This window comes from Haloferax sp. S2CR25 (genome assembly GCF_031624535.1).
In the GTDB taxonomy this organism is placed as follows: Archaea; Halobacteriota; Halobacteria; order Halobacteriales; family Haloferacaceae; genus Haloferax; species Haloferax massiliensis.
Map to the genome: position 1 here is coordinate 112732 of NZ_JAMQOO010000002.1, position 15311 is coordinate 128042.

Consider the following 15311-nt stretch of genomic DNA (forward strand, 5'->3'; position numbering starts at 1 on the left):
CGCTCAGTCGTCAGCGGCGGCGGGCGCGGGCGGCGTCTCCGGTTCGGGGCGCGCTTCGACCCGTTCGGACGTCGGCGTCCACGTCAGTTCTTCCTCGTAGTGGAACGCGCGGTGGTCCTGCGTCGGGTCGACGACCGTCAGCGAGAGCCAGTCGTTGTCGAGCAGTTCGGTCAGTTCCTCGTGGTCGGCCAAGATGTCGGTGACGCGGTCGACCGGCGCGTGGATAATCGTCGAGAGGCGGAGCGGCTGGTGGTACGGGTCGTCGTCGGCGGCCATCAGCGACTGGAGGGGGAGGCCGGTCATGAGGTCGCCGCCGTTGCCCTGATAGACGCCGACGTTGCCGACGGGGTTCTGGGTCACCTTCGACCCGCTCCCGTAGGCGGCGTTGTCGACCGTCGAGAAGTAGTACTGCATGTTAATCCACTGGGTGACGACCATCGGCCCCGTGAGAATCGCTTCGAGCGCGTCGCCGTCGGGGTCCGTCGAGTGGTCGTAGGAGTGGAGGAACGCGCGCCCGTCGAGGTTGAGGTCGCTCGTCAGTTCGCGCGGGCCGATGACGAAGCCGGCGTTGCCGGCCAGCCCCCACTCGGGGCGCGTCTCGGCCCAGTCGGCGGCGCGGCGCTCCGCCTCGCTGACGGCCGCGGAGCCGTTTGCGCCCGTCCGCTCGGCGGCCGCGTTCTCGCGGGCGACTGCGAGGTCCGCGCGCAACTGGTCGAGGTCGTCCGCGTGGCTCTCCGGCACGTCGCCGTCGTACAGCTCGATTTCGTCGGTCGTCGTGTTGTGCTGACCGGCGACGAACACCGTGTCCTCGGGGATGTCGAACCCGCGGTCGCGGAGTTCGTCCGCGACCGTCTCGTCGTTGCAGATGGCCGCGAGGACGCGGGCGTTCGGGCCGCCGGGGTTGCCGGCGCAGGCCCCGCAGTCCAGGCTCGAATCGTAGGGGTTGTTGGCCGTCTCGCTGGCGTGGCCGGTGAACACGACGAGGCGGCCGAACTCCTCCCACCCCATCAGGTCGAAGGCGTTCGCGGCGTACTCGACTTTCTCCTCGTCGGTCAGCCCCACCGGGAGGTCGCCGACGTAGGAGTGCTGGTGGTGGACGACCGGGTCGCAGAACTCGTGGTTGTCGGGGACCGCGTCGTCGGCGGTTCCGAGCAGGTCGGCGACGCGGCCGGGAACGAGCGTGCGGGCCGCGAGGGCCACCCCGTAGCCGCTCCCCGCGCTCTCGACGAAGCCGAAGGCGGTTGCGGGGTTGGTCTTCAGCGCCTCGATGGCTTCGCCCGCGGTCTCGCGGAGGCGCGACCAGCGGTCGCGGGTCGCCTCGGTGTCCCTGTCGGTCGGGACCTCGGTGACGCGGTGTTCCGGGTCGACAATCGGGGGACAGGCGTCGACCGCAATCTCGGCGTCGTAGCCCTGATACTCCATCGGGACGCCGAAGAAGCCGGCGTAGCCGTGGGTCTCGTAGTCGCCGGTGTCTTCGATGTGCCGGCGGATGACCTCCGAGCGCGTGTCGATACAGAACACCAGTTGCGCGTCCGGGCGACCGCCGGAGTCGCTGTGTTCGAGGGCCTCGCTCTCGGCGGCGACGCGGTCGACCACCTCGCCGCGGTAGCTCGCCTCCCACGCGCTCAGGAACGCGTCGGCGAGGTCGTCGGCCGCCTCGGCCTCGTCGCTTTTCGACCCGGTCGACGGCGCGATGTCGACGCCGAACGCGTCGAGGAGCGCGAGGCGGGCCGCGAGGTAGCCGTCGAGCGAAATCGGGTACGCGGACTGCCACTCGCCGCCGTCGGCGGCGCGTTGCTTGATGAACCCGGTCCAACCGGGGAGCGCGGCGAGCTGCTCCTCGAATATCGGCACCCACTGGCTCTCGGGATACGGCGCTAACGCGGACTCGATGGCCTCGACCGGCGACTCGGGCAGGTCGGCAACGACCCCGTCGTCGGGAATCCGGCCGTCGTGGGGGGCCATCGACCGGAAGGCGCTGTAGAAGCCGTCTTCGCGGTCCGGCATCGGCCAGTGGGCCTGCCCCTCGTCGAGGAACGCCGACAGCCACTTCGTCAGCACGCGGTCGACCCGCGCGGCGTCCGTGTCTGCGGCGGTCTCGGCGTCCGCATGGCCCGACTCGTCGCCGGCGTCCATGCGCTCCAGTAGGGCTTGGGGGTCGCCCTCGTAGCCGCGCTCGGTCAGTTCCGCGTCGAGCACCGCGGGGTCGATTTGGCCCCCTTCGAGTGCCGCTTCGAACGTCTCCGGGGTCGGGTAGCCGCGGCCGCCGACGAGGTCCGCGGCCTGCGTGACCGCCTCGCTGAACGGCATGTCCTCGAAGCCCGAAAGCGGGTTGGCCGTCACGAACGAGTGGACCGGCCAGACCGAGCCGACGGTGGTCGCGGCTTTGTCGATGCTGTCTTCGATGCTGTGTTCAGTACTCATTGTATTCCTCCGTGGCGGTCAGCATGGTGCTGGACGCGGGTTGGCTCGCGTTCAACAGCGCGACGTAGAGGCGGCGACTCCGCTCGTGGACGCCGAGTTCTATCGCGACGTAGACGACGAGGAAGACGCCGGCGACGAGCGCGTGGAGCGCGCTCAGTTCGGCGGGTGCCTCGACGACCGGCAGTCCGGACAGCACGCTCGAAATCCCCTCGTAGACGAGGGCGTACACGGCGATGGCCGACAGGGAGACGAGCGGGACCGCGCCGTAGCGGGCCGTCGACGGGAGCGCGGCGCGCGCGACGACGTTGCGGGCCGCGTGCAGCGTGGTGAGCACGACGAACGCCACGAGCAGGAGTCCGCTGTCGAGGTGCGTTCCCTTCCCGGTGAGCGCCGCGAACAGCGCGCCGCCGGCCAGTCCGGTCGCCACGATGACGGCCGTGCCCGCGACCCCGGTGTCCGGGTTCCCGTGGTCGGTCGGGGCGGTCCGTTCGACCGCGCCGCCCGAACTGAGGAAGTGGTACGCCTTGTAGAAGCCGTGCAGGATGAGGTGGGTGATGGCGGCCCCGAAGAAGCCGAGGCCGGCCTGCATGATCATAAAGCCCATCTGCCCGATGGTCGAGCAGCCGAGTTCGCTCTTGACGTCCGACTGGACGTTCTTGAGCAGTTTTCCGACGAGGGCGCTCGTCGCGCCGACGGCCACGATACCGAGCATGAGCGTGGCGTCGAGGGTCACGACCGGGGCGAACCGGAGCAGGAGGATGCCGCCGGCGTTGACGAATCCGGCGTGCATCAGCGCCGAGGCGGGCGTCGGCGCGGTCATCGACGACAGGAGCCAGCCGTGGAACGGGACGAGCGCGGACTGAATCATCGCCGCGAGAACGAGCGCGACGACGGCGACGAGCCACGCCGGGCCGCCGAGTCCGTCGGCGTTCGCGGCGATTCCCGAGACCGTCGTCGCGCCGGTCGCCCACCACAGCGCCGCGAGCGCGACGCCGAGGAACGCGCTACTGGCGAGGAAGTACCTGCGGGCGACGCTCGCGGCGGCCTGCGCCTGCGGCCAGCCGTCGATGACGCCGATGAGATTCGCCATCACGAGCCCCATCGCGAGCCAGAACAGCCAGAACAGCGCGAGGTGGTCGGCCGCGACGAGACCCATCACGGCCACCGTGAAGCCGAACACGGTCGCGAAGAACTTCGTCTCGTGGGCGGAACCGGCCATGTAGCGGCGCGAGTAGCTGTGGACGATGCCGCTGAAGAACGTCACGACCACCCACAGAAGCACGGTCAGGCCGTCGACGGCGACGACGCCGGGAACTTCCCACGCACCCCCGAGTCGGACTCGGGCGAAGAGCACGGCGACGCTCGCGGCGAACAGCGCCCACACGAGCCGCGTTAGTGCGACGGGCGCGAGCGGCGAGTCCGCCGCCGCGTCCGGGAGTGCTCCGACCGTCGGGTTCGAGCTGTGTCCTGACATCGTTCGGTTCGTCGTTGACCAGTCCGGTCATCGAGACCGCATCGCGGTCCGATACTGGTCGCCCTTACGCCCATCCGAGAACAGATTGTCTATTAAATCTATCTACATTCACAAACCGTTCGCAAATTAGCCATTATAGAACATTATAGTTTCGCGGCGTCGACTCTCGACTCTCAGAGTCGATTCCGCGTAGAACAGTTCGCTCGAGGCCTGATACCCGGTGAAGCGGCGCGAGCGAACGAATCGAGTGCGCCGGCCCGACGGCTGTCGCCCCGCCGCGGCGCCCGGCGACTGCGGTCGCTCGCCTGTCTCGGTGACCGATTCGTGAACGGCCCGTTCGTCGGTGGATGCCGCGCGCGCCCGGTCAGGAGTCGTTCTCGGCGTGCCGCTCGGAGTCGAACTCGCCGAACGGCGTCGTCTCGTGCGTGCGGACGAGGACTTCGTCGGCGACGGTGACGCCCATGTCGAGAAGCTCCTGCGCGATGGACGTGATGTCGTCGTCCGTCTCGCAGACGGCGGTCACGAGGAGGTTCTGCTCGCCGGTGACCAGTTCCTGGACCGCCACGACGCCGTCCATCTCCAGAATCTCGGGGACGAGTTCGCCCCGCTTGGGAATCGAGGCGGTGCAGTACAGCAACATCCGGAGCGGATAGCCCGACTTCTGATAGTCGACGCTCGCGCTGTAGCCTTTGACCACGCCTTCGGATTCGAGCCGCTGGATGCGCTTGCGGACGGTGCTGTCCGAGGTCCCCGTTCGCTTTGCGATGTCCCCAGACGACATGTTCCGGGCGTCCTCCTGGAGTGCGTATAGAATCGCCCTGTCCACGTCGTCGATGTCCTCGCGGGCCATACCACTACCTCCGCGAGGAGCACACTTTAGCCTTTGATATCGCGCGGACGCCCTCTCGCGTCTCGACCTCGGCGGTAGATTTATTACCCAAACGGTAGGAATAGTTACTATGATTGTTGTAAAGGACAACGCCGATACGTCTCACGCTCACGAGCAGTCCGTTCGCCGCACGGCCACCTTCGCCGACATGGCCGCCGCGATGCGTCAGTTCTGAGCCGTCGGCTTCCGCTTCGATTCCCCGCTCGACTCTCGCTCGGTTCGCCCGACGGCGTCGCAACGTGACGGCGTTCCTGAGTTTTCGCGTTTCCTGATAACCCGTTTCCGCGACCCGTCTGAGCCGGCGCGAGACGCGCTTCGCCCCGGGAAAACGGATTTACCTTTGGGTGTCATATTTTACCAAACTGGGCGACACCGCCCTGATACCCATGGCAGACAAACCACACCAGAACCTGGCCATCATCGGACACGTCGACCACGGGAAGTCCACCCTCGTCGGCCGGCTTCTGTTCGAGACAGGTAGCGTCCCGGAACACATCATCGAACAGCACCGCGAGGAGGCGGCGTCCAAGGGGAAGTCGGGCTTCGAGTTCGCCTACGTCATGGACAACCTCGCCGAGGAGCGCGAGCGTGGCGTCACCATCGACATCGCCCACCAGCGCTTCGACACGGACAAGTACTACTTCACCATCGTCGACACGCCCGGTCACCGCGACTTCGTCAAGAACATGATTACGGGCGCGTCGCAGGCCGACCACGCGATTCTCGTCGTCGCCGCCGACGACGGCGTCGCGCCGCAGACCCGCGAGCACGTCTTCCTCGCCCGAACCCTCGGCATCGAGGAGCTCATCATCGCGGTCAACAAGATGGACGTCGTCGACTACAGCGAGGACTCCTACAAGCAGGTCAAAGAGGAGGTCCAACAGCTCCTGAACCAGGTGCGGTTCAACTCCGACGACGCCGGCTTCATTCCCATCTCGGCGTTCGAGGGCGACAACATCGCCGAGCCCTCGGAGAACATGCCGTGGTTCGACGGGCCGACCGTCCTAGAGGCCCTGAACAACCTCCCCGAGCCGTCGCCGCCGACCGACGCCCCGCTTCGCGTCCCGATTCAGGACGTGTACACCATCTCCGGCATCGGGACGGTCCCGGTCGGCCGCGTCGAGACGGGCATCCTCAAGACCGGCGACAACGTCCGGTTCATGCCCTCCGACGCCGGCGGCGAGGTGAAGACCATCGAGATGCACCACGAGGAGGTCCCGGAGGCCGGCCCCGGCGACAACGTCGGCTTCAACGTCCGCGGCGTCGGCAAAGACGACATCCGCCGCGGCGACGTCTGCGGCCCGGCCGACGACCCGCCGTCGGTCGCCAAGACGTTCAAGGCGCAGATCGTCGTGATGCAACACCCCTCGGTCATCACCGCCGGCTACACGCCGGTCATCCACGCGCACACGGCGCAGGTGGCCTGCACGTTCGAGTCCATAGACCAGAAGCTCGACCCCGCGTCGGGCGAGGTCGCAGAGGAGAACCCGGACTTCATCAAGGCCGGCGACGCCGCCGTCGTCACGCTCCGGCCGCAGAAGCCGCTCAGCATCGAACCGTCGTCAGAAATCGCCGAACTCGGGAGCTTCGCCATCCGCGACATGGGACAGACCATCGCGGCCGGCAAAGTGCTCGAAGTCAACGAGTAGCGCCCGGTCCCGACCTCGGTTTTTTCGCGTCGCCGCCGCGACAGCGACCGCGCCGTCCACGCGGACGGTCGGCGACCGATTGGTCACAAACGGCGCGCGAGCGTTCGTCGCGTCCGGCGTCACTCGTCGGCGCCGGGGTAGAGCGCCGACACCTGCCAGACGTTCGCGCGGACGCCCGCCCTGACGATATCCATCCGCACGCGGTCGCCGGCGTGGTGGTTCGCGAGGTAGTCGCGGAAGCTGCTGTTCTCGTAGGACGTGACGTGGTACGTCGAGCCGTTGTCGCCGCGGAGCGTCGCCGCACCGTGGTCGTTGACCTCGTTTACGATTGTGAACGTATTTGGATTATTTCTGGACGCTGTCTCGGACATGTTCAACTATATGTTAATTAGAACCATAAAACCTGCCATCGCGTTTAGTAAATCATTATAAACTATATCCTGATTGTATCTCGGACGACACTGTCCGCTCGCCGTCTGTCGGTTCTCCGAGAGTGGCCCGCGTCCGGTGGTCGACTCGACGTGCCGTGCGCCGGTGTTGGGTTGCGACCGACGTGGGACGTGACGCGACGCGGCCACGCTGTCGAGCGCGGGTGGATCGTCGAAACGAACTGCATCGCGTAAGTACGGCCTCTCGAATCGGGGACGGGGCGCAGTCACCCTTGGCGGAGCAACCAATTAACCGAATGGCTTGATATATCCGGTCTCATTAGTCACCCGCGCCGCCGCGGACCCCTCGGCGCACGTCGACGTAGTAGTCGCGGAGCACGTCCCGGCCGATTCGAAGCGGCGTCTCCGAACCGACGTCCTCGTCGAGCACCGCGGTCACGGTCCGCCGCTCGCCCGCGAGTTCGACCACGATGTCCACCCGCGGCGGCGCGCCGTCTTCCACCGCGGCCGGTGGTTCGGTCCCGAGGTCGGACGCCAAGTCGGGCGCGATTCGCGTCGTCGACGCGGCGGTGTCGATGCGGGCGAGCACCTCTTTCGACCCGCTGATTCCGGTGACGGTCACGCGTTCCGCGTGGCCGACGACGGGAACCCGCTCGTCGCGGACCCGCGAGGGGGCGTCCGCCGGCGGCGTTCCGTCGAGGTCGCGGCCGAGTCGCTCGACGAGCGCCGGGTCGACGCGCCCGCCGGCCCGCTCGATTGCGAGGCTGGCGATGGCCGCCGCGGGCGACCGCCCGGTGGCGCGGAACAGGCCGCGGAACCCCGCGGTCGGGTTGACTTCGAGGACGAGCCAGCCGCCGTCGCTCTCGATGAGGTCGACGCCCGCGTAGTCGAGGCCGAGCGTCCGCGTCGCCCGGAGCGCCGCCCCCGCGGCCCGCTGCGGGAGGTCCCCGGTCGCGTCCTCCACGTCGCCGCCGAGGGCGACGTTCGTCCGCCAGTCCCCCGCCGGGGCGTAGCGGTACATCGCGCCGACGACCTCGTCGTCGACGACGTAGATTCGGAGGTCGCGGTGGCGCTCGCTCGCACCGACGTACTCCTGAATGAACGCCCGGCGGCCGTCGACGGTCGCCGAGACGGCCCGGTCGTGGTCGACTAACCACGTCCCACCGCCGTTGGTCCCGATTGCGGTCTTGTAGACGACCGGCGTCCCGAACCCGTCGCGCGCGGCGTTCAGTTTGGCGTCCGCGGTGGCCATGTACGTGTGCGGCACCGGGACGCCCGCGGCGGCCAGCCTGCTCGCCGTCGCGTGTTTGTGGACGGCGAAGAGAACGCTCCGCGGGTCGTTGAGCACGGGCCGAACGGCGGCGTAGCAACTGGCGATAGAGAGGTCTTCGAGCGGGCTCGTCGATTTCGACAGCAGGAGCCGGTTGACAACCACGTCGACGTCGGGGTCCAGCGCGACGCCCGACCGCGACACGTCGATGCCGACCGCCTCCTCGTGGAGCCAGACGGCCTCGTGGCCGAGCGCCGCGACCGCGTTGCTGATGGCTTTCGTCTCCCTGCTGTCGTGGAACCCCAGAATCCCCACGGTGACCGTTTGTGTATCCCCACCCATGGGTGAGACTACGCGTTCCGGTCGCATCAGCGCATCGCGAGGTCCCGCAGAATCGGAATGTGACGCCGCGCGACGCGTTGTCGCGCGCGACGGTCACCCGCTCATGAAGTCGGCTGTCGGTTCGCTCGCGAGGCGGCCTCGCGGGCGGTCGAGGTCCCCGTTACTCCTTTTCGGTGACGGTCACGGTGTAGCTGCCGCTGCCGGAGTAGCTGTCGACCAACACCGAGAGGTCGGCCGACGTGTCGGGGTCGTCGACGACTATCTGCTCTTCGCTGTTCGTGGTCCACGAGCGGTAGTCGTACGACCCGGTCGTGGGGCACGTCCCCGAGCCCTCGTTGACGTAGAGGTCGAAGTCGGCGCTCGTCGGGCCGCTGAGGTCGACGACGACCTGCGACGGCGAGCCGTACTCCCACGCGTAGCTCCAGCAGTCGGAGTCGGCCGACGACGACAGCGAGTCGTCGATGGTCGAGGTAATCGAGTCGCCACCGCCGCCACCGCCGCCACCGCCGCTTCCCGGCTCGGTCGTGACGGCGTTCGCGGCGTCCACGCGACCCGCGCCCTGTTCGTTCTCCGAGAGGCCGATATCGACCGCGGTGTTCTTGAGTTGGCTCCGCAGGTCGGCCGGCGAGAGGTCGTAGACGGCGAGCGTGAGCCCGGCGACCCCCGAGACGACCGGCGTCGCCATCGACGTGCCGGATATCTCCTTGTACTCGGTGTCGGTCGTCCAACACGACAGCACGTTCGTCCCCGGCGCGGCGAGGTCGATGTCGGTGCCGTAGTTGGAGTACGTCGCCAGCGTCTCGTCGGGGTCCAGCGCGGAAACCGCGACGCACTCGCTGTAGGCGGCGGGGTACGAGACGCTCCCGCTCCCGTCGTTGCCGGCGGCGGCGACGACGAGGCTCCCCTGTTGGGTCGCGTACGACACGGCGTTTTTCATCGTGGACGTGTAGCCGCCCCCGCCGAGCGAGAGGTTGATGACGTCCGCGCCTTGGTCCGCCGCCCACTCGATGGCGTCGGCGATGTCGCTCGTCGAGCCGCTGCCGGACTCGGAGAGCGCGCGCCCCGAGAGGAGCGACGAGTCGCTGATGCCGCCGATGCCCTCGTTGTTGTCGGTGGAGCCGGCGGCGATGCCGGCGACGTGGGTGCCGTGATACTCGTCGGCGAGCACGTCCGGATACGGGTCGCCGTCGGCGTCGACGAAGTCCTGGCCCTTGTCGGAGCCGAACTGCGCCGAGAGGTCGGGGTGGTCGTATTTGACCCCTTGGTCGACCACGGCGACGGTCACGTCGGGGCTGCCGAGCGTGGTGTCCCACGCGGCGTCGGCGTTCACCTGCTGTGGCGCGTACTGACTGCCGTACTGCGGGTCGTTCGTCGTGTAGAGCGCCTGATGGGTGACGTTCTTCTCCGCGTACTTCACCTCGTCGCGCTTCGTGACCGCCGAGATGAAGTTCTCGCGGGCGCGGTCGGCGGCGACCGACGGGAACTTGACCGCCACGTAGCCGAGTTTCTTGTTCTCGTGGACGACCGTCGCGTTGCCGGGGACGTGCTTTTCCACGGCCTTGCGCGGACTGTCGGCCGTCTTCGAAACGCCGACGAGAATCTCTTCTTTCTTCGGGCCGGGAGACCGACCGGGCGTCGCGGTGGTCACGCCTGCCGCGCCGGTCAACCCGGCGGCCGCGGCGAGCTTCAGGAAGGTTCGTCTGTCGAAGTTCGGTGTGCCTGTCATAGGCACACATGTCTCGGGAGGCCGTGGCAATATTTGTTAGCTTGACTGAAATTTCAATTTCAGCCTGTTCTTCAAATGGGATTCGGAACCGGCTCGTAAACCAAAATAAATCCTCGACAGATTCCCGAATCGTCGTTCCTGCTTCGGTCGCCCCTCCCTCGAAATTTATAAACCCGAAACCGGGTGAGGTGGTGTATGGACCTCCTGCGGCGGTTGGTCGGCCCCGACGGGCTTCCCTCGGGCCGAGTGGCGCTCTTCGTGGACGGGCCGAACGTCCTCCGCGACGAGTTCGACGTGGACTTAGACGACATCCGGGCGGCGGGGCGCTCGCTCGGCGACCAGTTGAGCGCGGCGCGGCTCTACCTCGACGAGCACGCCACGCCGGGGCTGATTCAGGCCGCGGAGGCGCGCGGGTTCGAGGTCGTCGTCACGAGCGGCGACGTGGACGTGAAGCTCGCGGTCGACCTCACGCGCTACGCCGTCGAGGACCGCGCCGACGTCGTCGCGGTCGCCTCGCGGGACACCGACTTCAAGCCCGCCTTGGAGACGGCCAACGCCTACGGCCTGCGGACGGTCGCCATCGCTCCGGGGAGCTACGGCCGCTCGGACGCGCTCCAGAACGCGGCGACCCACGCGATGACGCTCGACGACCCCGCCGACGGCGGCGACTGAGTCGGCGACGAGCCGGCGGCGCGGACCGCCTTGCCCGACGCCGACCGCCGGCGAGAGCGTCGCCGCACCGACACCGCACCGACCGCACCGACCGCGAACGGTTCGCTTTTTCCTCCCCCGACCAACCACACGTCCATGCAGGAGTTCGACACGCCGGTCGTGGACGACCACCTCCACCTCGACCCGGACCACGGGCGCGGGCTGGAGGCGGTGAAGGATTTCGCCCGGAGCGGCGGCACGCACCTCCTCGTCGTCAACAAGCCCTCGTGGCTCCTCGGACACGAGGTCGAGACGGGCGCGGACTTCCGCCCGGTCTTCGAGACGACGGTCGAGGTCGTCCGCGAGGCCACCGAGCTACTTCCCGGACGCGCGTGGCCGGTCCTCGGCGTCCACCCCGGTCTCGTCTCGAAGCTCGTCGACGACCGCGGGTTCGACCCCGAGGCCGCCCGCGACCTGATGTGCGCCGGCCTCGACACCGCCGCCGAGTTCGTCCGCGAGGGCGACGCGCTCGCGCTCAAGTCCGGCCGCCCGCACTACGAGGTCACCGACGCGGTCTGGGAGGCCTCGAACGCCGTCCTCAGACGCGGTCTCGACCTCGCCGCGGACTGCGACTGCGCGCTCCAACTCCACACGGAGTCGACGACCGACCTCTCGGACGTGGCGGAGTGGGCCGACGAGCGCGGCGTCCCCGGCGAGCGCGTGGTCAAACACTACGCGCAGGGCCACCTGACCGGCGGCACGCCGAGCGTCATGAGCGACAAGGACCGCCTCGAAGACGCCGCCGAGCGGGGCGACCCGTTCCTCATGGAGACCGACTTCATCGACGACCCCGACCGCCCCGGCGCGGTGATGGGACCGAAGACCGTCCCCCGGCGCGTCGACTGGCTCCTCGATGAGGGCCGCGACGACGCGGTCCGAAACGCGCACGTCGAGACGCCCGCGCTGGTCTACGGCGTCGACACCGAAGCGACGCTCGACCGATAGCCGGGGCGAGAGAACGCTAGGCGGGCGAGGCGGACCGACTGACCCGGGAGGCGGGACGACCGCCGAGACCGACGCACGGGCCGAATCGCGCCGTCTCCTCCCACGTCGTCGTCTCACACGGTCACAGGCAGGATAAGAAAGGCATTTGAGTCCGGCACGGGAGGTTGTAGGTATGACCGAGGCCGAGGAACGATACTACTCGCCGGAACGCTGGCAGAACTGGTTGACGCGCGTCGAAGAAGAGGACCTGGACCTCGAAAGCGAGGAGACCGGCCGTCTCCTGATGAACATCCAGAACGACGCGGCCATCGCCATCGCCAAGATTCTGACCGCCTACGACGACGACACGCTGGGCGAAGAGGAGGCGCTCGACGAGCTGTCGACCGTCCACGACATCGTCATGGCCGAACCCGAGTTCGAGTCCGAAAACGAGGAGGCCGAAATCCTCGTCGGGAGCGTCCAGACGAGCCTCTCGTGTGCCTTCTTCGCCGCCGAGGAGTTCATCGTCGCCGGCCCCGCCGAACTCGAAGACGGCATGGACGCCTACATCCGCGCCGCCGCGGACGCCGAGGCCGCCGACGACCTCGACAGCGCGCTCGGCTACATCGTCCGGGTCGGCACCCGCGTCATCGACGGCGAGGAACTCGATATCGAGGTCCTCGACGAACTCGAATTCGGACTCGTCACCGAGTGGGTCAACGGCCTCGACAGCCTCCAGAGCGGCCTCTCGGAGCCCGAGGTCGTCGAAGAAGAAGACTGAACTCGGCCTCTCGCTTCTGTAGGAGTCTTTTTCCCGTTCGGATATCTTCACGTTATATGGACTTTCGGGGGGACGAGAGAGCAGTCACTGTCCAAATCGGCGCAGTCCTGCTGTTCGGTATCATCATCATCTCGATGTCGATGTACCAAGCGACCGTCGTCCCCAACCAGAACGAACAGGTCGAGTTTCTCCACAACCAAGAGGTTCACGACCAGTTCGAATCGCTTCGCGGTGCCATCATCGAAAGCTCGTCGGAGACGACCGCCCGTCCGTCGACGGTGTCGCTGGGGACTCGGTATCCGAGCCGGACGCTGTTCGTCAATCCCGGCCCCGTCTCGGGGACGTTGCAGACGCGGGAACTCGGAAGTCTCACCCTCACGAACGTCGAGACGGGGGAAGCCGAGACGAGCGACTACGTGAACGGCGGTCTCACGTACGAGACAAAGTCGCTCGAATACCGGCCGAACTACAACGTTCTGCAGTCGCCCCCGACGACGGTGTACGAAAACACCGTCGCGTACAACCGGTTCGAGACCGGCTACTCCGGGACGCTCAACGACAAGCAATCACTCATCAGCGGCCGGACGATTTCGCTCGTCGTCCTCCAAGGGAACTACTCGGAAAACGGCGTCGGCTCCGCGACTGTCGACGCGCAGGCGGTCAGCCCGGCGACGCGGACCGTCTCGGTACGCGGGAACGCATCGGGGAACGTGACCATCAGCGTGCCGACGGAACTATCCGTGGACGAGTGGCGTGACCTTCTCGCAGAGGGGAACGACGACTACGTCCACAGCGTGGACCGTTCCGGCGACAGCGTCGTAATCGAGATGCAAGGGGAGGAAGGTGGCGAGCCCGTGACGTACGACCTCCGCGTCGGAGCGGTCGGCGTCGGTTCGGGCGTCGACGACCCGCCGGCGCATTACCTGACGGTCGTCGACGGAGCCTCGCCTCGAAGCATCGGGTCGGGAGACACCGAGACACTCACTTTCGAAGTCCGGGACCAATACAACAACCCCGTCTCCGGAGTCTCAGTGAACTTCTCTGCGAGCGGGAGTTCGGCCTCAATCGACCCGGAGAGGCCGACGACCGACTCGGAGGGGCGAATTCGAGTGACAGTGACGGGCGACTCGGCGGGGACCGCCGAGGTGCTCGGCAGTTTCGACGACGCGACGTTCAATCCGAGTACGCGGCAGGACGCGGGCGTCGAAATCACCGTTTCGAGCGGGGAGGCCACCGAGAGTGGCGTCGCCGGACTCCTCTATGAGAACGACGCAGTCGCCCGCGACGGCGACGACGACGACTTCTTCTCGACGCCCGGTGGCGTCGAGTTCTCGCTTCGGAACGTCGGCTCCGACTCCGTCGAACTCCTGAACGTCGTGATCAACCCGCACGACGACAGCATCGATGGACTCTCAGACCGGGTCGACGGCGGGAACGACGACCCCGGCGAGACAGAGCTGTACGTCGAGTCGCCGAGCGGCGACGCCCTCGTCGACTACCAGATTACCCGGAACGAGTACGTCGACGTGCCCGAAGACGGGCTCGCAATCGATATCGACGAGAGCGGTGACATCGGCGGATCGAACCCCGTCGTCGGCAGCGGCGAGTCCGCGCGGTTCTACGTGTACGAGTTCTACGACGGCGACACGAACGTCGACATGACCGGCGAGTGGCTCTCTGTTCGCGTGACCTACCGCCTCCCGTCGGGCCTCGTCGACGCCAAGACGTTCTCGTTCGAAGCTAACGCCCAGCCGGAAGGCGGTGTGAACGCTCCGCCGACTCCCCGGACGACGGGTCCGTACAGCGTCCCCGAAGGCGAGTCGATACAGCTCGATGGCTCGGGGAGTTCGGACAGCGACGGGTCGATTACCAGCTACAGTTGGTCCATCACTGACGACCCGACGGGACAGGCGAGTCTGTCGAATCCCAGTTCCGCACAACCGACGTTCAACGCGCCCGACAGCGTTTCGGGGGACACCGACGTGACCGTCGAGTTGACGGTCACCGACGACGACGGGGAGACGAGCACGAGAACGACGACTGTGACTGTCACGGATAGCACGCCGTCCCCGCAGCCGTCCATCTCGATGCGGGTCGACGACCTTACCGACATCCGCACGAACAACCCTGACTTCGTCGTCTCCTACGATATCGGAGAGACGAACGCCTCGTTCGAGCGGGTCGAAGTCGAGATGGATTCGACGCAGGGTTCCGCGTTCGATTCCGAACAGCAGACGGCGGCACGAGGGAGCGTTCGGCTGCAGCCCGGATACGGAGCGGAACAGACGTTCGAAGTCACGGTTGACGTGATTTACGATGGACCGAACGGCGAGTACGTCGAGAGCTCCCAGACCGTGACCGACGTGGCCGACGCGCGGAACCGGAACGAAAACGCCGACCTGTCGCTCGGAAGTAGCGCATCCATCAACTCTCTCAACATCGAAGATCAGACAAACACTGGACAAAACGAAGTCAGGTACCGCGCAGACTACGCTGTCTCGACCGGTGACTTTAGTCGGGTCGAACTGGTGGCGCTCAACCTCAACGGCAACGGGGCGACGGACACGACCCAACGGACCGACCGGAACCGTAATAACGTGGAGATTATCAGGTCCGACGGCGCGCAGACTGACTACCGAGTCGGAATACTGGTGTACGACAACACGGGTGCCGTCGTCGACATCCAGACGGTCGACGACGTCGCGGACGGCACTGACCCCTAGTTCGACAAC

At 67.1% G+C, this 15311-nt stretch carries 11 protein-coding genes; 5 read left to right on the top strand and 6 right to left on the bottom strand.

The features are described 5' to 3' along the window. Positions 1-3: 3 nt before the first annotated feature. The 3 genes from NDI65_RS05860 to NDI65_RS05870 form a co-directional block, all read right to left on the bottom strand. Entirely contained in the window at positions 4-2424 is a 2421-nt protein-coding gene (locus tag NDI65_RS05860; protein ID WP_310893479.1) for a DUF2309 domain-containing protein, read from the bottom strand. Continuing rightward, complete coding sequence (locus NDI65_RS05865; protein ID WP_089781551.1) at positions 2414-3898, bottom strand: proton-conducting transporter membrane subunit; 1485 nt, start codon at positions 3896-3898, stop codon at positions 2414-2416. Before NDI65_RS05865 ends, NDI65_RS05860 begins: the two co-directional genes overlap by 11 nt. A 364-nt stretch (positions 3899-4262) precedes the next feature. Beyond that, positions 4263-4748: an Lrp/AsnC family transcriptional regulator gene (locus tag NDI65_RS05870; protein ID WP_007274563.1), complete on the bottom strand. Its 486-nt coding sequence runs from the start codon at positions 4746-4748 to the stop codon at positions 4263-4265. A 425-nt stretch (positions 4749-5173) separates the two neighbouring features. On the opposite strand from NDI65_RS05870, the gene tuf reads away from it, so the two are divergent. Next, positions 5174-6436: a translation elongation factor EF-1 subunit alpha gene (gene tuf, locus NDI65_RS05875; protein WP_004969741.1), complete on the top strand. Its 1263-nt coding sequence runs from the start codon at positions 5174-5176 to the stop codon at positions 6434-6436. A 119-nt stretch (positions 6437-6555) separates the two neighbouring features. Here tuf and NDI65_RS05880 read toward each other — a convergent pair whose 3' ends face one another. The 3 genes from NDI65_RS05880 to NDI65_RS05890 all read right to left on the bottom strand — a co-directional run bounded on the left by NDI65_RS05880 (position 6556) and on the right by NDI65_RS05890 (position 10163). Further along, entirely contained in the window at positions 6556-6807 is a 252-nt protein-coding gene (locus NDI65_RS05880) for a hypothetical protein (protein ID WP_089781549.1), read from the bottom strand. A gap of 337 nt (positions 6808-7144) precedes the next feature. After that, positions 7145-8437 carry a RimK family alpha-L-glutamate ligase gene (locus NDI65_RS05885; RefSeq protein ID WP_310893480.1) on the bottom strand — a complete coding sequence of 431 codons (1293 nt, stop codon included), beginning with the start codon at positions 8435-8437 and terminating at the stop codon, positions 7145-7147. A 160-nt stretch (positions 8438-8597) separates the two neighbouring features. Next, the gene (locus NDI65_RS05890) at positions 8598-10163 is read right to left on the bottom strand and encodes a S8 family serine peptidase (protein WP_089781540.1); all 1566 of its coding nucleotides are present in this window, start codon (positions 10161-10163) and stop codon (positions 8598-8600) included. 195 nt (positions 10164-10358) lie between these two features. Between NDI65_RS05890 and NDI65_RS05895 the strand changes: the two genes are divergently transcribed. The 4 genes from NDI65_RS05895 to NDI65_RS05910 all read left to right on the top strand — a co-directional run bounded on the left by NDI65_RS05895 (position 10359) and on the right by NDI65_RS05910 (position 15302). Beyond that, a complete protein-coding gene (locus tag NDI65_RS05895; RefSeq protein ID WP_089781538.1) occupies positions 10359-10835 on the top strand; it encodes an NYN domain-containing protein in 477 nt (158 codons plus the stop codon). 135 nt (positions 10836-10970) lie between these two features. After that, complete coding sequence (locus NDI65_RS05900; RefSeq protein ID WP_089781537.1) at positions 10971-11819, top strand: TatD family hydrolase; 849 nt, start codon at positions 10971-10973, stop codon at positions 11817-11819. A 172-nt stretch (positions 11820-11991) separates the two neighbouring features. Next, positions 11992-12579, top strand: a complete 588-nt coding sequence (locus tag NDI65_RS05905; protein ID WP_089781535.1) for a DUF2150 family protein — start codon at positions 11992-11994, stop codon at positions 12577-12579. Positions 12580-12635: 56 nt separating this feature from the next. Beyond that, positions 12636-15302, top strand: coding sequence for an Ig-like domain-containing protein (locus tag NDI65_RS05910; RefSeq protein WP_089781533.1), 2667 nt, complete (start codon positions 12636-12638; stop codon positions 15300-15302). Positions 15303-15311 lie beyond the last annotated feature (9 nt).